The organism is Variovorax terrae, assembly GCF_022809125.1.
GTDB lineage: Bacteria > Pseudomonadota > Gammaproteobacteria > Burkholderiales > Burkholderiaceae_C > Variovorax_A > Variovorax_A terrae.
In genome coordinates this window covers 49,214-70,993 of record NZ_JALGBI010000004.1, presented here as the reverse complement: position 1 = coordinate 70,993, position 21,780 = coordinate 49,214, and the positions used below count along the sequence as shown (strand labels likewise).

At 61.3% G+C, this 21,780-nt stretch carries 20 protein-coding genes and 2 pseudogenes; 9 read left to right on the top strand and 13 right to left on the bottom strand.

What is annotated here, in order from left to right; genetic code table 11:
- Position 1: 1 nt before the first annotated feature.
- Positions 2–115, top strand: a pseudogene (locus tag MMF98_RS23410) (3-deoxy-7-phosphoheptulonate synthase); the annotation flags it as partial.
- Positions 116–294: 179 nt separating this feature from the next.
- Entirely contained in the window at positions 295–987 is a 693-nt protein-coding gene (locus tag MMF98_RS23405; RefSeq protein ID WP_243309768.1) for a Crp/Fnr family transcriptional regulator, read from the top strand.
- A gap of 44 nt (positions 988–1,031) precedes the next feature.
- Here the strand turns inward: MMF98_RS23405 and MMF98_RS23400 are convergent, their stop codons facing one another.
- The 6 genes from MMF98_RS23400 to MMF98_RS23375 all read right to left on the bottom strand — a co-directional run bounded on the left by MMF98_RS23400 (position 1,032) and on the right by MMF98_RS23375 (position 8,073).
- Positions 1,032–1,841 (bottom strand): prephenate dehydratase, encoded by an 810-nt coding sequence (locus MMF98_RS23400; RefSeq protein ID WP_423837680.1) that lies wholly within the window; start codon positions 1,839–1,841, stop codon positions 1,032–1,034.
- A gap of 119 nt (positions 1,842–1,960) precedes the next feature.
- Positions 1,961–3,340 carry an amidase family protein gene (locus MMF98_RS23395; RefSeq protein ID WP_243309767.1) on the bottom strand — a complete coding sequence of 460 codons (1,380 nt, stop codon included), beginning with the start codon at positions 3,338–3,340 and terminating at the stop codon, positions 1,961–1,963.
- Positions 3,333–4,076, bottom strand: coding sequence for an ABC transporter ATP-binding protein (locus tag MMF98_RS23390; RefSeq protein WP_243309766.1), 744 nt, complete (start codon positions 4,074–4,076; stop codon positions 3,333–3,335). Before MMF98_RS23390 ends, MMF98_RS23395 begins: the two co-directional genes overlap by 8 nt.
- Positions 4,073–5,866 (bottom strand): branched-chain amino acid ABC transporter ATP-binding protein/permease, encoded by a 1,794-nt coding sequence (locus tag MMF98_RS23385; protein ID WP_243309765.1) that lies wholly within the window; start codon positions 5,864–5,866, stop codon positions 4,073–4,075. The genes MMF98_RS23390 and MMF98_RS23385 overlap by 4 nt, the downstream gene beginning before the upstream one ends.
- Positions 5,856–6,884, bottom strand: a complete 1,029-nt coding sequence (locus MMF98_RS23380) for a branched-chain amino acid ABC transporter permease (protein WP_243309764.1) — start codon at positions 6,882–6,884, stop codon at positions 5,856–5,858. The genes MMF98_RS23385 and MMF98_RS23380 overlap by 11 nt, the downstream gene beginning before the upstream one ends.
- Before the next feature lie 13 nt (positions 6,885–6,897).
- Positions 6,898–8,073, bottom strand: a complete 1,176-nt coding sequence (locus MMF98_RS23375) for an ABC transporter substrate-binding protein (protein ID WP_243309763.1) — start codon at positions 8,071–8,073, stop codon at positions 6,898–6,900.
- 386 nt (positions 8,074–8,459) lie between these two features.
- Here MMF98_RS23375 and MMF98_RS23370 point away from each other — a divergent pair, with 386 nt between their 5' ends.
- Positions 8,460–8,960 (top strand): flavin reductase family protein, encoded by a 501-nt coding sequence (locus MMF98_RS23370; protein ID WP_243309762.1) that lies wholly within the window; start codon positions 8,460–8,462, stop codon positions 8,958–8,960.
- A 33-nt stretch (positions 8,961–8,993) separates the two neighbouring features.
- Positions 8,994–10,196 (top strand): acyl-CoA dehydrogenase family protein, encoded by a 1,203-nt coding sequence (locus MMF98_RS23365; RefSeq protein ID WP_243309761.1) that lies wholly within the window; start codon positions 8,994–8,996, stop codon positions 10,194–10,196.
- A 386-nt stretch (positions 10,197–10,582) separates the two neighbouring features.
- Here MMF98_RS23365 and pdxR read toward each other — a convergent pair whose 3' ends face one another.
- Positions 10,583–12,016, bottom strand: a complete 1,434-nt coding sequence (gene pdxR / locus MMF98_RS23360; protein WP_341481341.1) for a MocR-like pyridoxine biosynthesis transcription factor PdxR — start codon at positions 12,014–12,016, stop codon at positions 10,583–10,585.
- A 66-nt stretch (positions 12,017–12,082) separates the two neighbouring features.
- On the opposite strand from pdxR, the gene MMF98_RS23355 reads away from it, so the two are divergent.
- From MMF98_RS23355 to MMF98_RS23345, 3 genes are read left to right on the top strand one after another with little or no spacing between them, the layout of a single operon-like run.
- Positions 12,083–12,496, top strand: coding sequence for a cupin domain-containing protein (locus tag MMF98_RS23355; RefSeq protein ID WP_243309760.1), 414 nt, complete (start codon positions 12,083–12,085; stop codon positions 12,494–12,496).
- Between the two features lie 4 nt (positions 12,497–12,500).
- Positions 12,501–12,962 (top strand): carboxymuconolactone decarboxylase family protein, encoded by a 462-nt coding sequence (locus tag MMF98_RS23350; protein WP_243309759.1) that lies wholly within the window; start codon positions 12,501–12,503, stop codon positions 12,960–12,962.
- Positions 12,963–12,997: 35 nt separating this feature from the next.
- Positions 12,998–13,906: an NAD-dependent epimerase/dehydratase family protein gene (locus MMF98_RS23345; protein WP_243309758.1), complete on the top strand. Its 909-nt coding sequence runs from the start codon at positions 12,998–13,000 to the stop codon at positions 13,904–13,906.
- A 462-nt stretch (positions 13,907–14,368) separates the two neighbouring features.
- Here the strand turns inward: MMF98_RS23345 and MMF98_RS23340 are convergent, their stop codons facing one another.
- The 4 genes from MMF98_RS23340 to MMF98_RS23325 all read right to left on the bottom strand — a co-directional run bounded on the left by MMF98_RS23340 (position 14,369) and on the right by MMF98_RS23325 (position 17,670).
- On the bottom strand, positions 14,369–14,848 hold the full coding sequence (locus MMF98_RS23340; protein WP_243309757.1) for a GNAT family N-acetyltransferase: 480 nt from the start codon (positions 14,846–14,848) through the stop codon (positions 14,369–14,371).
- Between the two features lie 126 nt (positions 14,849–14,974).
- On the bottom strand, positions 14,975–15,769 hold the full coding sequence (locus MMF98_RS23335) for an ABC transporter ATP-binding protein (protein ID WP_243309756.1): 795 nt from the start codon (positions 15,767–15,769) through the stop codon (positions 14,975–14,977).
- Positions 15,763–16,686, bottom strand: coding sequence for an ABC transporter permease (locus tag MMF98_RS23330; RefSeq protein WP_243309755.1), 924 nt, complete (start codon positions 16,684–16,686; stop codon positions 15,763–15,765). The genes MMF98_RS23335 and MMF98_RS23330 overlap by 7 nt, the downstream gene beginning before the upstream one ends.
- 18 nt (positions 16,687–16,704) lie before the next feature.
- Positions 16,705–17,670 (bottom strand): ABC transporter substrate-binding protein, encoded by a 966-nt coding sequence (locus MMF98_RS23325; RefSeq protein WP_243309754.1) that lies wholly within the window; start codon positions 17,668–17,670, stop codon positions 16,705–16,707.
- A gap of 367 nt (positions 17,671–18,037) precedes the next feature.
- On the opposite strand from MMF98_RS23325, the pseudogene MMF98_RS23320 reads away from it, so the two are divergent.
- A pseudogene (locus MMF98_RS23320) lies at positions 18,038–18,223 on the top strand (transposase); the annotation flags it as partial.
- 286 nt (positions 18,224–18,509) lie between these two features.
- Here MMF98_RS23320 and MMF98_RS23315 read toward each other — a convergent pair.
- Both MMF98_RS23315 and MMF98_RS23310 read right to left on the bottom strand, forming a co-directional pair.
- The gene (locus MMF98_RS23315; protein ID WP_243309753.1) at positions 18,510–19,472 is read right to left on the bottom strand and encodes a tripartite tricarboxylate transporter substrate binding protein; all 963 of its coding nucleotides are present in this window, start codon (positions 19,470–19,472) and stop codon (positions 18,510–18,512) included.
- Positions 19,473–19,509: 37 nt separating this feature from the next.
- Positions 19,510–20,703 carry a M20 aminoacylase family protein gene (locus MMF98_RS23310; protein ID WP_243309752.1) on the bottom strand — a complete coding sequence of 398 codons (1,194 nt, stop codon included), beginning with the start codon at positions 20,701–20,703 and terminating at the stop codon, positions 19,510–19,512.
- A 90-nt stretch (positions 20,704–20,793) separates the two neighbouring features.
- Here MMF98_RS23310 and MMF98_RS23305 point away from each other — a divergent pair, with 90 nt between their 5' ends.
- Complete coding sequence (locus tag MMF98_RS23305) at positions 20,794–21,774, top strand: LysR family transcriptional regulator (RefSeq protein ID WP_243309751.1); 981 nt, start codon at positions 20,794–20,796, stop codon at positions 21,772–21,774.
- Positions 21,775–21,780 lie beyond the last annotated feature (6 nt).

Below are 21,780 nucleotides of genomic sequence, written 5' to 3'. Positions count from 1 at the left end.
TCAAGAACTGGCCTACGGTGTCTCGGTCACGGACGCCTGCCTCAGCTTTCCACAGACTGTTCCAGTCCTAAAGGAACTCGCCGCAGCAGTTCGTGCCCGCCGGTCGGGAAGCTAACTTGACGCCCGCTTCCGGCGACGTGTGCACGTCAGGGAAACCTAGGGTTCACTTGGAACGGATTTTGCGATACATATGTGTGATATTTGTTAATTACAAATGCATTTGCACAATTTCAGGGCAGCTTGGCGCTGCAACCGGGAATGCATCAAGGCATTTGCACTTCAAAGGTGCCACGCATGGAAACCCGCAATGAGCTCGTAACAGAAACTTGGTACATGGACGCCCAAGCCGCCGGTGTGTTCGTGGCAGCAGAACATCTGGGGTGTCGACGGGAGACCCCAGAGGGAACAACGCTATATCGCCAAGGCGATGCGGGATCAACTTTCTACTTCGTCGTCAGTGGACGCGTACAGGTCGAAATCTTCCAGTATGACGGCGCTGAGTTCATCCTGGAATTGATGGGCTCTGGTGCCTTGATCGGGGAAGGATCAGCCATGGCCGGGCAGCGACGCATGTCCACCGCGACGACCCTGGAGCCGTGCGTGCTCATCGAGTTCGACTACCCCGACGTGAAGAAGGCATTCCCGCAAAACATAGAGTTCGCCACTGCCCTCATGGAGGTCGTGGCGGTCAAGCAATGGGTGCTGGGTATGCGCATCCAGTTCCTGGCGACGCCTCGCCCGGATCTACGCATTGTGGAACTGTTGAGCCGGCTCGCAGAGCTTTACGGTGTCGAAGACAGCGATGGCATCCGGATCCGTACCCCCCTTACCCACGGACAAGTGGCCGCACTGACGGGCACAAGCCGCGTCACCGTCACTCGAACGATCACGAGGTTGAAATCTGAAGGCGTGCTGCTGAACGAGGGACGCCATTTCTGGATGTGCCACCAAGGCCGGCGCGCGCGGGAGCATCGGCACGCCGCCTGAGCGGCATCCCTGGTCGTGCAGCCCTTGCCGCTCGCACGCGAGCCTCACTTCCGAGGGTAGGAGCCCAGGATTCGAATGTCGCCGTGAGCCTGCAGGAACTGCAACAGCTTCCCCTGCTTGGCATGGCCAGCGACCTCGATCAGGTAGCGATGTGTATCGAGGGTTTTCTTGCTGGGACGTTCATAGACTGTCAGCACCTGCACACCAGCCTGGTTGAACGAACCAAGGACGGCACCGAAGTTGTCGTCCGACGCATTGACCAGCAGCGACGTCTTGTCATTGCCCGTCGGCGCAGGCATGTTGCGCCCCAGTACCCACCACCGCGTCACGTTGTGCGGGCCTTCCTCGATGCCATCGACCAGCGAGATCAGCTGGTATACCGACGCACCCACCTTGGGACCGAATGACGCTTTGTCGAGCGCTGGGCTATTCGCCACAGCCTGGGCTGCCGCGCCACCGCTTGCAGCATCCGTGCGGCGCACTCTTGGCATCTCGCGATTAAGCCATGGCTTGACCTCCTCGAATGCCACCGGGTGAGCCAGCACCTCCGTGACATCTTCGCGCTTGGTACCGGGCCGGGCCAGCAGGCTGTAGCCAAGCATCTTGGGATACTCCGCCACGATCATCGCGTCCGGAAGGTCAAGAACCGCATCCATGTACGGGGTAACGCCGACCACTGAGGTTGTCACGGGGATGCAGGCCCGCTCTACCTTGCCCTTCTGGTACTCGCTGAACAGCTCCTCACGCGAAAGCGGCACAAGATCCTTTTCACCGAAAAGATCGAGGCATGCCTGATGTGTCCACGAACCCGCAGGCCCGAGGTATGCGATAGAACCAGCTAAGGCGCTGCTCATGACCATTGTTCCAACAAAGATGCCAGAGGCCGCACGTCCAAGCACACGGTTCATTTGAGTGCCCTCATATCGGGACTAGGTAGGACTTTTGGGGACTGCTTGCACAGCGCGAACGGGAATCAACTCCGCGAGCCCAACGTGATCGGCCGCAGCTGCTCCAGCCAGGCAGTCATCGCCAGAACGATCTCGTCGTTCCCTCTGGCCCCCACGAGTTGCACGCCCATAGGCAGTGCAGCCCCTTGCGGCCAGATCGGGTACGACACCGCAGGCGCCTGGGTCAGGTTGAATGCCGGTGTGAACGGATTCCAGGTCATCCAGTCATCGCTGTGCCATTCACGGGGCGAATTTCGACCTGCCTCAAACGGCAGGATAGGCAGGGTCGGTAGCATTAGCACGTCGATGTGGTTGAAGAGCCCATGCAGCTCGCCTGCCAGCACATCCCGAGCTTGTTGCATCTTCAGGACATCGTCGACACATGCGTCCTTCAGCGGATCAACGAACCGCAGCAGCGCCTGATCAAGCTGGCTGCGCAGCGCGTCGGGAACAGCCTGCACAGCGGCGCAACAGCCTAGCGAATAGAAAAATGCCCCCACCTGCGACGCCCGCTGAACGTTGAAGTCCACGGTCTTGAGCGAAAAGCCCGCCGCCGCAATCAGGGCCGCTACTTCCTCCATGCCTTGCAAGACTACCGGGTCACTGCCTTCCCACCGGGCCTCCGAGAGCAGCCCAATGCGCAGTCCGGCCGCGCGAGGAATTGCATTGAACGCGACCTCACGCAGGCCGATCGAAGACCAGTCCCCGGCGTGAGGGCCGCTCACGACCTGCATCACGTCCGCGAGATCCGCAACGCTGGCCCCAATCGGCCCCGTATGGACCACGCTGAAGAAGGCGCTTGGCGGCGGCGTCAAGGGAATGCGACCAAAGGTCGGCTTTAATGCCACCGTCCCGGTGAACGCGGCCGGGATGCGAACCGAGCCGCCCGCGTCACTGCCAAGCGATACGCGAACCACACCAGCGCCCACCGCGGCCGAGCATCCGCCACTGCTGCCTCCGGGGGTCAAATTCGGATTCAACGGATTGCGCGTGATGCCATAACCGGGGCTGTCCGTGACACCTTTCCAGTTGAACTCGGGGGCGCGCGTCTTGCCCAGAAGTACTGCGCCCGAGCTCAACAACCGTTCCACAAACACAGCGCTCAGGGCCACCGGATCAGCTGACGTGACCAGCGAGCCGCGACGCGTGGCCCAGCCTTTTACCGCCGCAAACTCCTTCACTGTAATCGGCATGCCATCCAGGGGGCTCAGAGGACTTCCGCTCATCCATCGCCGCTCCGAAGCCGATGCTAAAGACAGCGCGCGCTCATGGTCGATCAACGCGAAGGCGTTCAAACGCTCCTGTACCTGCTCGGCATGCGCCAATGCAGACACGGCCACACCCACGGGTGACAGCGAGCCTGCTCTATAAGCTGCTCGCAACTCGCTATACGGCTGTCTATGCATTTGCGGCCTCCTTTTTCCGGCTGCCCGACCCAAGGTAGATCTCCGACAGCTGCTGGTCGTTGGCAAGCTCGTTGCCGGTGCCCTCCTTGATGACCTTGCCGATCTCGATCAGGTAAGCACGATCGGCTGCGCGAAGTGCCAGCCGCGCGTTCTGCTCGACCAACACGACCGTCAAGCCCTCCTGGCGCTTGTGCTCCACGATGACATCCATGATCTGCTGCACCACCAGGGGCGCGAGGCCGATTGACGGCTCGTCGAGCAGCAGAACCTTGGGCCGTGCGATCAGTGCACGACCAATCGCCACCATCTGCTGCTGGCCGCCCGACAATGTTCCGGCCAGCTGCGCCTTACGCTCGTCCAGAATGGGGAAGAGCTTGTAGATGCGCTTGAGTTCTTCGGCGAAGTGGAGCCCCTTGCGATTGGCATAAGTCCCCAGCTCCAGGTTGTCCTGAACAGTCATCGAGTTGAAAAGAGAGCGCTTTTCCGGCACCAGGTACATGCCGCGACGCACCCGCTCCTCCACGGGTGCACGGCCCAGCGCAACACCCGCCAAGGACACGTCCCCAGAGTCAGCCACCAACGCGCCCATCACCGCTTTGAGCAGCGTCGTCTTGCCTGCACCGTTCGCACCGATGAGCGAGACCAGATCGCCTTCTTTCACGCTGAAAGAAATTCCATTGACCGCACATACCTGTCCATATGAAACAGACAGAGCATCCACTTTCAGCATCGTCATACCTCAGTCCCCAGATAGGCGTTGATCACGTCGGGATTGCACTGAACTTCCGTGGGACTGCCCTGCGCCAGCAACGTGCCGAAGTTCAGGACAAAGAGATAGTCCGCGCAGCCCATGACCAACTCCATATCGTGCTCAACGATGAGCACTGTCATGCCATCTTCGTCGCGCAGCGACTGCAGCAGTCGGCTCAAGCGTTCTTTCTCCGGAGCACGTAGGCCTGCCGCCGGCTCGTCGAGCAGTAGCAATGAAGGCCGAGCCATAAGCGCGCGAGCCACCTCAACTAGACGCTGACTCCCCAACGGAAGCTCCGACACCTTGGTGTGTGCAACATCAAGCAGGCCAACCCGTTTCAGTGCGATCAGCGCTTCACGCGTCAACGTTGCTTCCTCCGCTTTGTCGAGTCCGAAAGCCGCAGAGAACAGTCCCGACTTGCCGTTGATATACCCACCGATCAGCACGTTTTGCAGCACGTCCAGTTCCTGCACTAGCTGCACGTGCTGGAAGGTACGCGCGATACCTTGGCGAACTACCTCCTGGCTGGTCAGCGGCAATGGCTTGCCATTGAGGGTGACGGATCCGCTGGTGGCCGGGAAGACATGGGTCAGCACATTGAAAAGTGTCGACTTCCCCGCGCCGTTGGGGCCGATCAAGCCCGTGATGGCACCGCTCGGGATGGCAGCGCTCACCTCGGAGAGGGCAGTGAGACCGCCAAATTTCTTGGTGACGTTGTCGGCCTCCAAAGAAGCCGCCGGCCGCTTCTGATGGCTCGCGCTGGCCGCATGACCGGGGTCAGCCTCCAGGGGGGGGCGTTCACCGATGCGCGCCCACGACAACAAGCCATTGGGCCACTTCAGCAGCATGATGATAAGTATGGCGCCGAACAGCATGGTCTCGACTTGACCGGGAAGTTCCAAGACATTCGCGATCACATACTGCGCGCTCAGTTCGATGACCGTGAAGAAGGCAGCGCCCAAAATGGCCCCCAATGGCCCCGCGACCCCACCGAGTACCGCCATGATCAGAACATTGATGGAGGCGTTGAGCGAGAACGTCGATGGGCTCAGGAATTGCATGTAGCAAGCGTAGAGAGTTCCGGCCAGGCCAGCCAGCGCGGCGGACAACACAAATATCCGGGTTCTCGTGGCCGGCACGTCGACCCCGAAGGCGCTGACCATGACACGGTTGCTCTTGAGTGCCCGGGCCGCGCGCCCAACGCGGCCGCGATAGACGCGCGTATAGCCGATCACCAGCAACGCCACGACGATCCAGATCAGCACGGCCGTAGTTCGGGTATCGAACGCAAAGCCGAAGATGGACAAGGGTTTTACGCCAGTCAATCCAGAGGCGCCTCCAGTGAGGTCGATTGCGCCAACGAAGCAGACCGAAATGGCCATGCCATAGGCGAGCGTCGCCAGCGGCAGGTAGTGGCCCTTCAGTTGGAGCGTCAGTTTGGCGAGTACGTATCCCACCGATGCGCACAAGAGGGTCGCCATGGGGATGGCCAGCACGACTGGAATACCCAAGCGAATGGTCAGCAGTGCCGAGCTATAGGCACCAAGCCCGACGAAGGCAGCATGGCCAAGGGACATCTGACCCGTGGCCATCAGGAATGCGAGGCCGATCACAACGATGGCATTGACCCCCACCACGGCAACCAGGCCAACGTAGTAGGTGGACGCGGTCGAGAGGAGCAGGACCGCCAGTGCGCTGATTGCAACAAGGATGACTCGCTCCCGATTCATTCGACTTGGTGCCGCAAGGCGAGTGGCGGCGTTGTCAGTGTTCATCGAGGTCGTCTCCGTGGCTGGCGTTTCGCCAGAGAAGAATCGGAATGACCAGCGCAAAGACCCATGCGTCACGGAATGCACTGCTGAAGAAAGCGGAGAAGGATTCGAATACGCCCACCACGAAAACACCGGCAAGGGAAAGCGGGTACGTCACCAGCCCTCCCAGCACTGCCCCGACGAATCCCTTGAGACCAACGGCGAAGCCCATCTCGTAGTTGGCAGTAACCAGCGGCGCGAGCAGCATGCCGCTCAGGGCGGACATGCCGGCCGCGATGAAATAGCTGAGGCGGCCGACAGTACCAACGGGTACGCCGCAGTACAGCGCGCCGTCTCGATTGATAGACGCTGCTCGCAACGCCTTCCCGTGCAGCGAATAGCGAAAAAAGGCGAACAGCGCGACGGTCATGACGAGCGCGGCTCCTACGATGAGAACGGATTGCATGGCCAAATCGACCCCACCCAAGCTGAGCCGTAGATCGCTGATGGGGTTGACCGTCCTCGAATCAGACCCCCACAGAAGAAGCCCCAGGGGATGGAGAATCAGAGTGACCCCGACGCTGCAGGTCAACAACACAATCGGTGGATTACCCGGGTTCGGCTCAACGGTCAACTGGTAAATGACCGGCCCCATGGATGACACCAGAAGCAGAGCTGCTACCATTTGCAAGAACATGGACTGGGAACGGCTGGCCAACAGTGTCAGACCAACAAGCACAATGCCGGCGACCAGATACTTGGCCAACGGCGCCAGAGGATTGCGCTTGTAGGTAATCGCTCGCCGCATGTCGATGGCCATCGCCACGACACCCGCTCCGAGCACCAGATAGACAAGGGGCGTGAGCGACCCAGCTGCAAGGCTGGCAAACGACAAGGCTCCAAACGTGAGGTAGTCACCCTGCGCGACGTTAACCACGCGCGTGGTTGTGTACACCAGCACGAGAGACAGCGCCACCAGAGCGTAGACCGCTCCGTTCGTGACGCCGTCCACCCCCAAAAAGACGGCGGTTGAACTATCCATTCCCAGCCTCCATTCAGTCTTTGATCATGCGGAACTGGCCATCCTTGACTTGCACTAGGAACAGGGTTCGCTTGTCGAGGCCGACGTGATCGGTCGGCGTGTAGTTGAAGATGCCGACGCTGCCGGCGTACTCATGGGTTTTCTCCAACTCGTCACGCAGGTCCTTGCGCATTTGCGCCAGATCGCCCTTCTTGCCCGAAGTCACGTAGCGCTTGACGGTGTCAACCGCCAAGCCAACGGCGTCGTAACCTTGCGTCGCGAAGATCTCGGCCTTGCCTGCCCCATACTTGCCGTCGAATGCTTTGACGAACTCACCGATCGACTTGCTCAGGGGATTGTCTGCACGGAGATCCTTGTAGACCGTGATCGGCGTCGCGCCCACGATCGCACCTTCCACGGCCGATTTGCCGATAGTGATGAAGGCGGCTGTCGGGGCTCCTGCGCCGTGGTAGATGGGGCCACGGTAGCCAACGCGCTTGAGCGCCTCGTGCACCAGGGATGCGGACGGCGGGATAGCGTGGATATAGACTGCATCGGCTTTCGCCTGAACCGTCTTCAGTGCTTGGGGCGTGAAGTTGGTGTCTTGCCGCGCGAATCGTTCGGACGACACGATCTTGATACCCTTCTTTTCCGCCAACGCCTTGAGTTCGATCCAGCCGCCTTCACCGTACGCGTCTTCGAGGCCCAGGAAGGACAGCGTCTTCACCCCCTGCTTGACCATGTAGTCGAGCGTATGGTTGATCATGAGACGCTCCGTGATGGGCGTCTTGAACATGTACCGCTTTTCCGACGCCGGCTCGACAACGGCGGCAGATGCGGCCATGGCGATAGTGGCTGTCTGCGCGTCCTCCGCCACCTTGGCGACCGCCAGTGATGACGGCGTGGTGGTGCAGCAGACGACCATTGCGGCGCCATCCTCCTGGATCAGCTTGCGAACGAGGTTGACGGACTTGGTCGGGTCCGAAGCGTCGTCGTACTGGATGAACTCCACCTTGAACGGAAGGTTCTTCAGCGCAGCGAGCTGCTCGCGGTACAGCTCGATCGCCTGATTGGCGGGCGCTGCAATTGTCGCGGCCGCTCCAGTGGCGGCAGTCACGACACCAATCTTGAATACAGGAAGACTTTGGGCCTGGCTGGCGGCGGCCCCCGCCAACAAAAACGCCCCGGAAATCAGCTTTGAGATTCTCATACATGCTCCGCTAAAGATTAGAAAACGGCTATACGCGGCAGCGCCCAACCCAGGCCTGCAGAGAAAATTCTGAGGGAGACACCCTCTGGCGCTCCGTATCTGGTGATACATGCGGACCGAAACGCGCCGGTCTGTTGCACTCGTGGGGCCTGCGCGCTTGTGGTTTTTCACACACCACTGCTGACGGTGTCGGTGGCAGCAGCTCCCGCACATGTCGCGCGTCCGCGACAGGCGAGCGTCGTCCCTTCGTGCGGCCTCGAGAGCTTCAAGGGACGTTCCGCGGCTGGTGAGTGCAGATTCTTCCTCTTTGTGTATCCACTGATACACGGCCTTTCGGCCCCAGCCTCCTAAAGTTTCGACACGCCCGACAGCTGTAGGAGTTCCCCATGCTCAAGATCGCCGATCCTCACAGATTCCGCTCCCTCATGGGTCGCTTTGTGACAGGCGTGTCGGTCATTGCTGTTTCCCACGCTGCGCAGCCGGGGCAGGTCGTAGCCATGACAGCCAATTCCCTCACCTCCGTCAGTCTGGATCCATTGCTCCTGCTCTTCTGCGTTCGCAACGAGAGCCGGCTGCTGCCCCATCTTCAGGCGTCGAGAGCGTTCTCAGTCAACGTGCTCGCATCGCACCAAGACTCGATCTCGCGCTACTACGCCGGCCAGCCCTCACAGGGCTCCGAGGGTATCTGGGAGTTCACCACTAGCGCGGCACCTGCGCTGGTCGATGCCAACGCCAGTTTTTTCTGCAGTACCCAAGCGTGGCACGCGCACGGCGACCACCAGGTGGTTATTGGCGAAGTTACCGACATGGTGTCCTCTGATCCGCCGGCGCCCGCACTGATCTATGCCAGCGGCAAATACATGGGCGTGAACCTTCATCACGCCTAAACCTCAATCACCAAAAACCCAAGGAGTTAATCCATGCAGCAAAAGTCGCATTCCTTATTTCCCACGACCGAAGACCTGGTGCAGCGTGCCCAGGCGATGATTCCCCGACTCCGGGAAGTTGGCCCTGGCCACGACAGCAGCAAGCGCATCTCGGAAGATGTGGCGGCCAGCCTCCGCGAGGCAGGCTTCTTTCGAATCTGCCAGTCCGTGGAAAACGGAGGCTACGGCATGCGCCCGTCAACGCTGTGGCGCGTATCGCGCGAGGTTGCGCGCGGCGACAGCGCCACGGCATGGATTCTTTCGCTCGCGGGTTTGCATCCGTGGATGGCGGGCATGTTCTCGGTGCAGGCTCAAGATGAGGTCTTTGCCGGCGGGAAAGACGCTGTTGTGATTGCGCTCACCGGCAATGTCGGCCGAGGCGTCGACGCGAAGCTGGTGGATGGTTACTACGTTCTCAGCGGCAAGTGGACTTATGCGTCGGGCATCGACAACGCCGATTGGGCTGCGGTGCTGGTGGAAGTACCGACCGGGGACGGGGGTAAGGAACTACGCCTGATGCTCGTTCCACAGGCTAGCTTCCGCATCGACCACGAGAGTTGGAATGTGTTCGGCATGAAGGGAACCGGCAGCAAGGACGTGTACTTGACCGAGGAGCGAGTCCCGCTCTACCGGACGATCAAGTGGACTGATGTGCAAAGCAATCAGGTTCCCGGCTTGGAACGCAATAAGGGCTCGATGTACAAGATTCCTCACACCAGCCTGTTTGTGATGTCTGTAGCGGCAGCAGCCACCGCGGTCGCCACCGGAATCCTCGACATCTACATCGAAACAATCCGCAAGCGGACCCCCGTGGGCCTCAACGCGCCGCAGACTGAAGATCGCTTCTCCTTGGCTGAGTTGGGAAAAGCGGGTGCAAAGATCGAGGGTGCATTCAACCTGCTGATGCACGATGTGGATGAAATGTGGGACCAGGCCGCTGCCGGCACACCGTTTACGGTTGCACAGCGAACCCGCTACAGGACGGACGGCGCCGTCATTTGCGACATGGCCCTGGATGCGGCGGATGCCCTCGTTCGCAACCTCGGCGGTAGTCTCGTACCGATCGGCCCGCTGGAGCGCTATTTCCGCGATCTGCACGCCATGGCGTCGCACTTTCTCATGCAGGTAACGCCTTCCGCGGAACTTCATGGCCGCGCCCTGCTGGGTATTCCGCTCCCCGCGAACGCCCGTATCTGAAAGCGGGGAATACACGCGAAGCTGTGTCCTGGCCGCTGTGGTGGCGCCTACTCTGGTTCTTTTTGCTCCTGGCTGCATTGGCCGTGTGGCGCTGGGGTGCCGGCGGAAGCGATTCCCCCTCAGCAAGTCATGCCATCAAGCGGGCAGTCGGGCATTAGTGGTTTCCTCGCCGAATGGTTCATCGAAGAGGAGATGGAGGCTGGAGCGCTGCTTCCTGTGCTGGCGCCATGGTGCCCGTCGTTTGGCGGCCTGAGACTACATTACTCAGGCCGCCGTTTCGTTCCGACGCGGCCACGTGCGCCGGTTGATCTGGTTCATGAATTGAATTTGGCTCAAGCGCCGCTGCGAGGCGTTTGAGTTCTGGATTTCCAGAACTCGCGCGCAATTCACACATACCTACAAATGATCTGTGCCAGCCGTTGGCACGCTACTTCCTGCTGGGTTTCCACAGCGGATGCGACTCCGAGAAGCAGGCCGGACCGCTGCGTACCAGTTGCACCGTACCAGATCGACAGCGGCGCTGGAGCAAGGCCATAGGCGTAGGCTTCGCGCGCAATGGCCTTGTCGTCGCAGCCGCCCGGGAACTGGACCACCACGGCCAGACCGGCGGGATATCCATGGAGGCCCTGGGCATCCAGGTTGGCGAGCAGCGCATTGCTGCGTGCGGCATAGACACGCTTCATGCGCCGCAGGTGCCGGAGATAGTGGCCGTCCCGCATGAACTCCAGCGTCGCGGTCTGGACGGCTGGGCCAGGTGCAGGTGCTAGGCAAGCCATGGCCTCGTCGAATGCGGGCACCAGTGCAGGCGGTGCAACGACAAACCCCAGGCGCAGCGCGGGACTGATGGTCTTGGCGAAGGAGCCTATATGGATGACTCGGCCAGACCGGTCTTGGGCCGCCAGTGCTGGTGCAGCACGTCGCCTGAGTTGCAGTTCCCCTAGGTAGTCGTCCTCGATGATCCAGGCTTGGGAACGTTCCGCCCAAGCAAGCAGTTGAAGTCTGCGCTCCAGCGACAAGGTGGGCCCCAATGGCGCTTGTTGCCCCGGTGTGACCAGCGCGACAGCCGCATCCGGCGCATGTCTTTCTCCGAAAGCAATATTCATTCCGTCGGCATCCACCGGAACATGGATGGTGGAGAGACCGGCGATTTCCAGGGCGCGGCGGCTCAGAAGAAATCCGGGATTTTCAACCCATGCAGTCTTGCCCGCAGCCTGGATGACCTGGAGGGTGGCACCCAGACCACCCGAGAATCCCGCCGTGATGAAAACCTGTGAAGACAGGCATTCGATGCCTCGAGACAGTGCCAGATGGGCTGCAATCTCGCGTCGGAATTCGAACTCTCCGCGGGGATCGTGATAGCAGGCGATGGCCTCTGCCTCGTCCCGCGCGGTACGTGCTCGAATGCGCGCGAGCAGCGTGGAGGGGAAGCAGTCGGAAGCAGGAACTCCCATCTGAAACACGGCAGGCCCGGGCAGGAAATGCTGGTACATGGCGGATTGAAGGTCCGTCCGGGCGGCATGCCGCTCGACTGCGGCGCGTTCGCTCCGAGTCCCTGTGACCCTCGTGCCGCTGGAACGTGAAGCGACCTCTACCAGTTGGGCATCCGCCAGCCGTTCGTATGCCGCCTTGACTGTTCCACGCGCTACGCCCAGCTGCGCTGCGAGATCGACCCAGGACGGCAGCCTTGCCCCAGATTCGAGCACACCGCTCTCGATCGCACTGGTAATTCCGGCGCATATCTGTTCGGCAAAGGAAGTCTTGGCCGATCGATCCAGGGGGATGTGCAATGGACTGCTCATCGATCCATAGTACAGCCACATTTCATATTTTCAGGTCTTTTGGATAAACCATCCCAGAAGCATCATTGCGGCTATCAGGAGATGGATATGAAACTTCAACACGTTCTTTTCCCGTTGACCTTCGCGGTGGGATTGAGTTTTATCGGGGTCGCATCGGCGCATGGCGCAGGTGACTCGGTGAAGCCGAATTTTTCTCAACCAATCACGAATATTCCTGGCAAGTCGCTGATTGCTGTGGAGGTGCTCTATCCACCAGGCGGGGCCTCGCTGCCACACACGCATGCGAAGTCTTCGTTCATCTACGCCTATGTCGTCTCGGGCCGCATTGCCAGCAAGGTCAACGATGGCCCCGAGCGGATCTACAAGGCCGGGGAGAGCTTCTACGAAGAGCCCGGCTCACGGCATCCCGTCAGCCGCAATGCGAGCAAGACCCAGCCTGCCAAGCTGCTCGCCGTGTTTGTCGTGGACAGCAACGACACCCCACTGACCACCAACGAATGAGGAGTTGAAGATGAGATTGGATTACACAAAGGCCGCTCCCGGCGGCGTCAAGGCCTTCGGAGGCGTGTATGGCTATATCCTGCAATCGGGCCTTGAAGACGTGCTGGTCGAACTGGTCTATCTGCGCGTCAGCCAGATCAATGGCTGTGCCTACTGCCTGGACATGCATACTCGTGACTTGACGAAGAAAGGCGTGTCCGTGCAGAAGCTGGCCCTGGTGCAAGCCTGGAGCGAGGCGGGCAGTATCTTCAGCGCACGGGAGCAAGCCGCGCTGGCATGGGCTGAAACGGTGACCCTGGTGGCGCAGACGCATGTACCGGATGCTGCCTTCGAGGCAGCCGCGGCCGTGTTCAGTGAAAAGGAACTGGCCGACCTGACCATGGCCATCAGCTTGATGAACGCCTACAACCGCCTGGCCATCAGCTTTCGCCGCGAGCCGGATGGCCTCCAAGCCGACAAAAGCTGAGCGCAAGCTGCTCCCCTTCAAAGAAAGAATGGATCATGAAGATCTTTATTGCAGGCGCCACCGGCGTCATTGGGCTACCGCTGGTGCGCGTGCTGTGCGCGCTTGGCCATCAAGTCACTGGCATGACTCGCGCCGGAGCGGGCGTGGATCGTCTTCGCGAACTGGGGGCGTCGGCGTCGGTCGCCGATGCCTTTGACCCCAAGGCCGTGCATGCCGCCATCGATGTGGCATCCCCGGACGTCGTGATCGACCAGTTGACCTGGCTGCCAGCGACGCCGGCGGACATCATCAAATCCATGCCGAACGATACACGCCTGCACCGCGAGGGCGGCGGCAACCTGCTGGCCGCAGCACAGTCGCTGGGTGTGAAGCGCTACATCATGCAGTCCCGAGGTTTTTATCTCGATGCACCAGTTGGGCAACTGGCGGATGAGACTGCAAAGCTACGCTACGCAGCCCCGGGAGAGATTGGTGAAAGCACCCGTGCCATCGGTGAATACGAAGACAAGGTGTGCACATCGACTTTGCTGGAGGGGGTGTCCCTGCGCTACGGCTTCTTCTATGGGCCGGGCACCTGGTATCGGCCCGATGGCGTCATTGCCCAGGATGCCAGGGATGGCAAAGCCGTGATTCTGGGTGCTGGCAATGCTGTCTGGTCTTTCGTCCACATCGATGATGCGGTGGCCGCTACGGTCGCTGCTCTGACTGCCCCGGCTGGCATATACAACGTTGTTGACGACGATCCCTTGCCGGTCGCCGAATGGATGCCCGCCTTTGCCAACTGGGTGGAGGCTCCCGCTCCGACACGCGCAAGCGGCCAGGAAGCGTTGAAATTGGCTGGCGAGGAGGCCGTCTACTACCACTTGTCCTTGACCGGTGCTTCCAACAGGAAGGCCAAGGGGCAACTGGGGTTCAGGCCTCGTCCGCTACTCTGGAAAAAGTGAGTTCGAATGACAAACGCGAATATTGAGCGTTTACGCTTATCTGAAAACGACCCTGTCTTCGGCGGCAACCAAGTTTCGAGGCGTTTCAATATTCGCCTGCGGTGAAGGCGGCCGGCCTAGTCTTTATTGTTGGTCAAATCGGCATTCGTCCGGACGGATCGGTACCGGCCACGATGAGGTGCTACGCGAGATCGGCCGGAGTCCCCAGACCGGTGCGGCGCCACCGGCAGCTTGGCGAGGAGACCAGAATGCGTTCAACGACACGCAGTCGCCGCTCGGGGGCGCCTGAATCCGGCAGCGTGCCGAAGTGAAAGGCCTGATCCGCACCTGCGCCCATCAAAGCGATCGAGGCCGATATTGAACTGCGCGTGAGGCCACACTCAGTCTCTTCTGAGCGATGTGTCACGGGTCGCCAAATCCTTCTCAGGCGTAGTCGTTTTTCTATGGAAAGGTCCCGAACAATCAGCATTGGTGCGAGTACACAATGAAGCCGGAATTCATGGCCACCTTGTCATACAGCGCTCGCCCAGCTTCATTCGCTGCCTGCGTCTGCCAATAGACTCTGCGTGCGCCTGCATTGCGCGCATACTCGTACACGCCATGGATGAGAGACTTTCCTATCCCCCTTCCGCGGAACGCCGACAGAGTGAAGATATCATTCAGATAGCACACGGGTTCGAGTCTTGTTGTGCTGCGATGGAACAAGAAGTGCGCGAATCCGACAACAACCTCCTCTGTTTCGGCCACCACCGCGAATACTGGCTCTATCGGGTTGAAAAAACGCCACCACGTCACAGCGGTAATCTCGGGATCGAGCGCCGTATCCCCACTTCTGCCATAGAACGCGTTGTACCCCTCCCACAATGGAATCCATTGCTCGTAGTCCTCGCGACGAATAAGGCGAATCGAAATAGATGTCGGAAGAGAAGATGCAGAGCTCATGGCTTTGCTAACGTCAATTTTATCGATCTAAGGTGCCGCGCTTGGTGGGAAAAACGAAGGCGTGCTTGGGATATGCTCGCCGATAGTGGTTCTCCCGTATCACCACTGGCCAAAAGCCCACCCGTCTCAGCCCAGCAACAGCGCGTCGTCAGCGATCGCCTCGCCGCGTGTGTGCTCGAACATTCGAAGCAGATCTGGAACGTCCATGCCGGCGCGCTCCTCTCCGCTCACGTCCAGTACGACTCGCCCCTCGTGCAGCATCACGGTACGCGACCCATGGGTCAGAGCCTGCTTCATACTGTGAGTGACCATCATCGTGGTCAGCTTCCCCTCTTCCACGATCTTGCGCGTAAGCTCAAGAACGAACGCAGCAGTCTTTGGGTCAAGTGCAGCCGTATGTTCATCGAGCAAAAGAATACGCGATGGCCGTAGGGACGCCATGAGCAGGCTGACCGCCTGACGCTGTCCTCCGGACAGCAGCCCCATGCGATCTTTCAGCCGATTCTCCAACCCCAGACCCAAGATGCTGAGCTTGTCGCGAAAAATCTCCTGAACCTCCCGATGCAAGGCAGATCGCAATCCGCGGCGCTCGCCGCGTCGCCATGCCAACGCCAGGTTTTCCTCGATCGTCAGTGCCTCGCAAGTTCCGGCCATCGGGTCCTGAAAGACACGTGACACCAGGTCACTGCGTTGCCATGCATGCTTGCGCGTGACATCCACGTCGTCAATGACGATGCTGCCGCTGTCTACCAGTAGATCACCACTGAGCGCATTGAGCATGGTGGATTTTCCGGCCCCGTTGGAGCCGATGACGGTGACGAACTGGCCGCTCGGAATAGTGAGGTCGAGTCCACGCAACGCGCGATTCTCGATCGGGGTCCCTGCATTGAATGTTACCCGAAGGTCGGTCGCCTTCAGCATGACGACACCTCCTTCTTGGCAGCACCCGCGGCACTACGACGACGCGCCAGGTACCGCTTCGACACAGGCATAACCAGCGCGATCGTCACCAGAATGGCCGTAACGAGGTTGAGATCCTGCGCCTTCAGCCCGATGAAATCACTGTTGAGGCCCACGGCGATGAGCATACGGTAGAGCACCGCACCAACGATGCACCCGAGGGTGGCGATGGCAATGCTGCGCCCCGGAAGAATTGTCTCTCCGATGATGACCGCCGCCAAGCCAATCACGATGGTGCCGATACCCATGGAGACATCCGCTCCGCCTTGGGACTGCGCAAAAAGGGCACCAGCCAGTGCAACGATGCCGTTGGAGAGAGCCAGTGCCACCAAGGAAAGACGGTCGGTGGATACCCCCACCGATCTAGCCATGCGTGCGTTTCCACCGGTGGCTCGCATGGCCAGGCCCACCTCGGACGCGAAGTACCAGTCCAACGCGAACTTGACCATAAGTGTGATGGCAAGAAGGACCAGCGGAGTTACCCAAGAGGCAGACACCGATGCACTAGAGAACGCGCTGAAGATGGTGGGCGTGTCCAATAGTGGCTCGTTGGGCTTGCCCATCACACGCAGGTTGATCGAGTACAGCGCAATCATCACCAGAATACCCGCGAGCAACTGCATGATCTTCAACTTCACATGCAGCCAGCCCGTCGTCAGACCTGCGAGCGCCCCCGCTGCGAAAGCGGCGATGGTGGCGATGAGCGGATGCCAGCCACCAACCAGCATCGCCGCAGCGACGGCGCCCCCCAGCGGGAAGCTACCGTCCACGGTGAGATCAGGGAAGTTGACGATCCTGAACGAGATAAAGACGCCGAGGGCGACGAGAGCAAATACGAGCCCAATCTCAAGCGAGCCCAGGAAGGCGATAAGAGTCATGAGATCCCCGCCTCGCCATTAGTCAACGACCTTGGTTGCTGACTTGAGGAAGTCTTCTGACAGCATCAGGCCTTGCCGCTGTGCCGCGCTTTTGCTCACATGCATCTCCAGCTTCGTGCTCACCTGGGACGCGATCTTTCCTGGAGCCTCTCCCTTCAGGATGCGCACCACCAACTTGCCAGTCTGGCGGCCGAGGTCATAGTAGTTGGTGCCGACGCCGATCGCAGCGCCGCGCGTCGCGACCGAAGGGTCTGCCGAGATCAGCGGCACTTTGCCTTGGTCTGCGACCTTTGCCAGCGCCTCAAAGGCAGAGGTCACGTTGTTGTCGGTCGGTTCATAGAACACGTCCACTTTTCCGATCAAACTCTGGGCGGCGCTGGCTACGTCTACCGTGCGGGGTGCTGCCGCTTCAACGACCGTGATGCCAGCAGGCGCCGCCAGCTTCTTGAGTTCAGCGATCGCAGCCACGGAGTTTGCTTCACCCGGGCTGTAGATCACGCCGATTCGCTTGGACGCAGGCATTGCCTGCCGCACTACCGCCAGATGCTTCTCCAGGGACGGAAGGTCGGACACGCCGGTCACATTGCCGCCCGTAGCGTCCCAGGACTTCACCAGCTTGGCGGCCACGGGATCGGTGACTGCACTGAACACGATCGGAATATCGCGAGTGGCGGCAAGCGCCGTCTGCGCCGAGGGGGTGGACACGGCCACAATGACGTTCGGCTTGTCGCCGGCGAACTTGCGGGCGATCTGTGCAGCGGTCGCCGTGTTGCCCTGAGCACTTTGGTATTCCAGCTTCAGGTTCTTGCCATTCACGAAGCCAGCGTCCGCTAGTTCGTCCGTCACGCCCTTGCGAGCAGCGTCGAGCGCTGGATGATCAACGATTGCCGTGACGCTGACGCGAACATCGGCGGCCAGAACGGGGGGTGCAAGAGTGCCAGCAAGGGCGAGGCTGAGCAGCGAATCTCGGAGGAACCGGTTCATTATGAAATGTCTCCTTTGGGTGGTGCGCGGAACCCAATTGACAGGCGCATCACATGCACCTCTCGTCTCGTCCAGCACAGCAAAATTGTCCCTTTGATCACGAAGGTGAAAGGCTCGCTTTCGAAGATTTCTCTGGGTTCCAACCTTTTTCTTTGTGGCTAAACTGCCACTTTTTCTTTTTCTTCTGAATGCAACTTGCTAAAGATCAACTCAGCGCGCAATGGCACTTGCGTGCCACCACGATTTCGGCAGAGGGGGCCGAGAGACAAAGCAAGGAACGAGGATGGAGCGATCCACCCTCTAGGGAACCTCTGAACAAGTCCACGAACATGCCGCGAGACGTTGAACCTGCAAAGGAGTCGCAGCAATGAGCCAAATCAGTTTTGCTGACGCGGAGTACGCGGGCTAGAGGAGGAAGACAAGGCGCGAGGTCTTCCTTGAGGAGATGGAGCGGGTGGTGCCGTGAAAGGCACTGCTGTAGGTCATCGAGCCGCACTACCCGGTGGCCGGCCGCGGGCGCAGGCCGTATCCGTTGGAAGCGATGCTGCGGGTATCGGAGGGACTCCTCTCGGTGACTGCGAGGAGCGCCCGCTTTGCTTGGTGGCCGGTCGCCGCAGCCAACGTCATTGATTGCTTAAGCTAACGAACTGCAAACAGGCCCCGGGAGGGACCCTCCCCTATGACCTTGGTCACATGGACATGAGCACCCCGGAAGGCATGGCCGAGAGCCTCAATCTGGCCAACATCGTGCCCCAGCCCGGAAGCTCTACCAGCAGGCCTGGAACCAGATCGAGCGGACCATGCGCAAGTACGTGACACACGGTCCCGCATCTGCGGCTTCAGGCCGAGTCCAGCTTCGCGCGTCTCACGGCGGTGGTGAACTTTGCGACCTCGGCCGCGTAGAACGCTGCGAGCTGCTCGAGGTTCAGCAGGGGCGCGAGCGGCCCGCCAGCGGCGGCTTCCAGTTGCTTGCGGACGTCGATGTCAGACAGAACCGTCGTGGCCGCAGTGTGTACGGCGCGCACGAGGCGATCGGGCGTGGCGGCCGGCAATGCTACGCTTCCCCAGGCATCCACGGTGCTGAAAGTCGCGAGCGAGCGTGATTCCGCGAAGGTTGGCACATCGGGAAAGGCCGGCACGCGGGCCGCACCGGTGACGCCGATAGCCCGCATCCTGCCGCCGGCCACCATCTTCGCGAGATTGCCGTCGGCAGGAAACAAAGCCAAATCCACCAATCCACCCTGCAGATCCTGCAACATCGGCATGCCGCCGCGATACGGCACGTGTGTCAACTGCAGGCCAGCCGCCTCCCGCAAGCCCTCGGTCGCGAGGTGATAGATCGAGCCTATTCCGACGCTGCCATAGGTGAGTGACCGGGTCTTGGCGAAAGCAACGAACTCGTCGATGCTGCGCGCGGGTAGGTCGCCCCGCACATACAGAGCCAGTGGCGTGCGGCTGATCAGCGCGACCACCCGGAAGTCGGACGGCTTGTACTTAATGGCCGCCAGGGTCGCGGGCGCCAGGATCAGCTCGGTGGGCGATGCCAGGAACAGGGTGTCGCCCTGATCTGCCCGCTTGAGCACCTTGTTGGCTGCTAGGCTGCCGCTGGCGCCGGTAACGTTCTCCACGATGGTTGTCTTGCCGAGTTGCCGCCCCAGCCTCGGGGCGAGGATGCGCGCAAAAACGTCCGACACACCGCCGGCCGGAAACGGCACGACGATGCTCAGCGTGTCGGCGCCTTGCGCCGCCGCGGCAAGCGGCAGCAGCGCGGCGCTGCTGCCCAGGAAGGTTCTTCGTTTCATGGGGTGGCTCCTCAGAGTTGGAGGGCGGCCGCGCGCATCATGCCGGCTCGGTGCCCAGGTAGCGGCGCGCCAGGCGCGCCCAGAAAGCGGCGCCGATCGGCAAGCACGCATCGTTGAAGTCGTAGGCCGGGCTGTGCAGCGGCTGCGCGCCCGCGCCGCCTTCGCCAGCGCCGTTGCCGATCACGAAGTAGCAGCCCGGCCGGGCCGCCAGCATGTACGCAAAGTCTTCGGCCCCGGTTTGCAACGGCAGGTCGGCGATCAACCCTTCAGGGCCCAACCAGTCCAGCGCAACGCGCCGTGCGAACTCGGTCTCGCGCTCGTGGTTGATCAGCACCGGATATACGGGCGTGTGCACGACCTCGGCCCGTGCGCCGAACGATTCGGCCTGCGCGTGCGCAATCTCGTGCACGCGGCGCAGCACGCGCTCGCGCAACGCGGCGTCGTGCGTGCGCACGGTCAATTGCAGCGAAGCCGTGGCCGGAATCACGTTGGCGGCCTGTCCCGCCTGGAACGCGCCGACCGTCACTACCGCCGAATCGGTGGAGGCCACGTTGCGCGAGACCACCGTTTGCAGGGCCATTACGATGGCGCTGCCGACCACGACCGGGTCCACGGTCTCGGCCGGCATCGCCGCATGGCCCCCGCGCCCATGCACCGTGATGACCACGGTATCAGCCGAGGCCGTGAATGGCCCGGCGCGAAAGCCGAACCGCCCCGCCGGCAAGCCCGGCACGTTGTGCATGGCGAACACCGCATCACACGGAAACAGGTCGAACAGGCCGTCTTCGATCATGCGGCGCCCTCCTCCCAGACCTTCCTCGGCCGGCTGGAAGATCAGGTGCAGGGTACCGTCGAAATCGCGGGTGGCGGCCAGGTGACAGGCAGCCGCCAGCAGCATCGTCGTGTGTCCATCGTGTCCGCAAGCGTGCATGCAACCGACGTGCAAGCTACGGTAGGGCCGATCGCCGGCTTCCTGGATCGGCAGTGCGTCCATATCAGCGCGTAGACCCAGGCGGCGCTCTGAGCTGCCACAAGTCAGCGTTCCGACGACGCCCGTGCCTCCCAGGCCGCGGTGCACCTCATAACCCCAGAACCGCAGGCGCTCGGCGACAAGATTGCTGGTGCGCGACTCCTTGAAACCCAGTTCGGGGTGGGCATGGAGGTCCTGGCGCAGGGCGCGCATCTCTGACTCCCGTGCCAGAATGGCTTCAGGAATCGCGGTCTCGGTCATGTGAAGTAAGCTGTTCATGTTGCGACGAGAGTCTAGGCGGGCACATGCGTGGCGGCGAATCACTTGATCAGCGACCCATAAGGAGACGTGATGGCTGGCACGCTGCCCTCGGCCCCTGTGCTAATGGAACGTATGGTGGCGCGGCTGCGCCTGCGGCACCTGCGCTTGCTTGCGGCACTGGAGCGCTGCGCGACCCTCGGCGAGGCAGCGCGGGAGGTCGGCGTCACGCAACCGGCCGCCAGCCAGATGCTGCGCGAGCTGGAAAGCACGCTCGAAGTGCAGCTGTTCGAGCGTCATTCCCGCGGACTGCGTGCAACAGACGCGGGCCACCTGCTGGCCCAGCAATCGCGACAGGTGCTGGGCAGCATGCGCTATGGCGCTGACGCGCTGGCCGCACTGGCGTCGCAACAGCAACGGCCGCTGCAGATCGCGGCGATTCCGTCCGCGGTGGTGGGCCTCGTGCGTCCTCGGCTGGCGCAGCTGCGCAGCCGGCTTCGCGGCCTGAAGGTCCTGGTTGACGAGGACCTGCCGGAAAGCGTCATGGTCAAGCTGATGGGAGGGCAGGCTCAGCTGGCGCTGGTGCGCCGACCGGATCGGTCAACGTCGCCGGGCCTCGTGTTCGAGGAGTTGCTGGCAGACGATCTGGTCGTGGTGGCGACCCCTCGCCACCCCATGGCGCGCCGAAAGTCGGTGGACCTCGCGGACCTGGCGACCGCAGAATGGTCCATGCCGCAGGGCCAGATCAGCACCGCTGCCGCTTTTGCGCGGGCCTGCGAGACGGCAGGTTTCACGCCGCGCCGCGCGGACGTCCAGTGCATGTCGCCAGACCTACTGCCCAGCCTCACGAGCGATGGCCGCACGCTGGCGGCGATGCCGCGATCGGTGGCCGGTGCCTTGCTCGAGCGCGGCGAGGTGGTGGAACTGCGGCTGCGCGAGCGAATTGAACTACCTCCCATCGGAGCGCTCTTCCATGCCCACGAGTCGGCGGTGGACGTCGCTACGGTGCTTGCCGTGCTGCGTGACGAAGGAACGGATTCACGCGAGAGGCTACTTCAGCACGGCCGCGATTGAACTTCC

Excerpts from the sequence above, each read along its gene's own strand:
- MMF98_RS23405 (WP_243309768.1), top strand. The coding sequence starts at position 295 with ATGGAAACCCGCAATGAGCTCGTAACAGAAACTTGGTACATGGACGCC.
- MMF98_RS23355 (WP_243309760.1), top strand. The coding sequence starts at position 12,083 with ATGAAACTTCAACACGTTCTTTTCCCGTTGACCTTCGCGGTGGGATTG.
- MMF98_RS23390 (WP_243309766.1), bottom strand. The coding sequence starts at position 4,076 with ATGACGATGCTGAAAGTGGATGCTCTGTCTGTTTCATATGGACAGGTA.
- MMF98_RS23385 (WP_243309765.1), bottom strand. The coding sequence starts at position 5,866 with ATGAACACTGACAACGCCGCCACTCGCCTTGCGGCACCAAGTCGAATG.
- MMF98_RS23375 (WP_243309763.1), bottom strand. The coding sequence starts at position 8,073 with ATGAGAATCTCAAAGCTGATTTCCGGGGCGTTTTTGTTGGCGGGGGCC.
- MMF98_RS23400 (WP_423837680.1), bottom strand. The coding sequence starts at position 1,841 with ATGAGCAGCGCCTTAGCTGGTTCTATCGCATACCTCGGGCCTGCGGGT.
- MMF98_RS23380 (WP_243309764.1), bottom strand. The coding sequence starts at position 6,884 with ATGGATAGTTCAACCGCCGTCTTTTTGGGGGTGGACGGCGTCACGAAC.
- MMF98_RS23310 (WP_243309752.1), bottom strand. The coding sequence starts at position 20,703 with ATGACCGAGACCGCGATTCCTGAAGCCATTCTGGCACGGGAGTCAGAG.
- MMF98_RS23335 (WP_243309756.1), bottom strand. The coding sequence starts at position 15,769 with ATGCTGAAGGCGACCGACCTTCGGGTAACATTCAATGCAGGGACCCCG.
- MMF98_RS23325 (WP_243309754.1), bottom strand. The coding sequence starts at position 17,670 with ATGAACCGGTTCCTCCGAGATTCGCTGCTCAGCCTCGCCCTTGCTGGC.
- MMF98_RS23345 (WP_243309758.1), top strand. The coding sequence starts at position 12,998 with ATGAAGATCTTTATTGCAGGCGCCACCGGCGTCATTGGGCTACCGCTG.
- pdxR (WP_341481341.1), bottom strand. The coding sequence starts at position 12,016 with ATGTGGCTGTACTATGGATCGATGAGCAGTCCATTGCACATCCCCCTG.
- MMF98_RS23330 (WP_243309755.1), bottom strand. The coding sequence starts at position 16,686 with ATGACTCTTATCGCCTTCCTGGGCTCGCTTGAGATTGGGCTCGTATTT.
- MMF98_RS23370 (WP_243309762.1), top strand. The coding sequence starts at position 8,460 with ATGCTCAAGATCGCCGATCCTCACAGATTCCGCTCCCTCATGGGTCGC.
- MMF98_RS23315 (WP_243309753.1), bottom strand. The coding sequence starts at position 19,472 with ATGAAACGAAGAACCTTCCTGGGCAGCAGCGCCGCGCTGCTGCCGCTT.
- MMF98_RS23395 (WP_243309767.1), bottom strand. The coding sequence starts at position 3,340 with ATGCATAGACAGCCGTATAGCGAGTTGCGAGCAGCTTATAGAGCAGGC.
- MMF98_RS23365 (WP_243309761.1), top strand. The coding sequence starts at position 8,994 with ATGCAGCAAAAGTCGCATTCCTTATTTCCCACGACCGAAGACCTGGTG.
- MMF98_RS23305 (WP_243309751.1), top strand. The coding sequence starts at position 20,794 with ATGGCTGGCACGCTGCCCTCGGCCCCTGTGCTAATGGAACGTATGGTG.
- MMF98_RS23340 (WP_243309757.1), bottom strand. The coding sequence starts at position 14,848 with ATGAGCTCTGCATCTTCTCTTCCGACATCTATTTCGATTCGCCTTATT.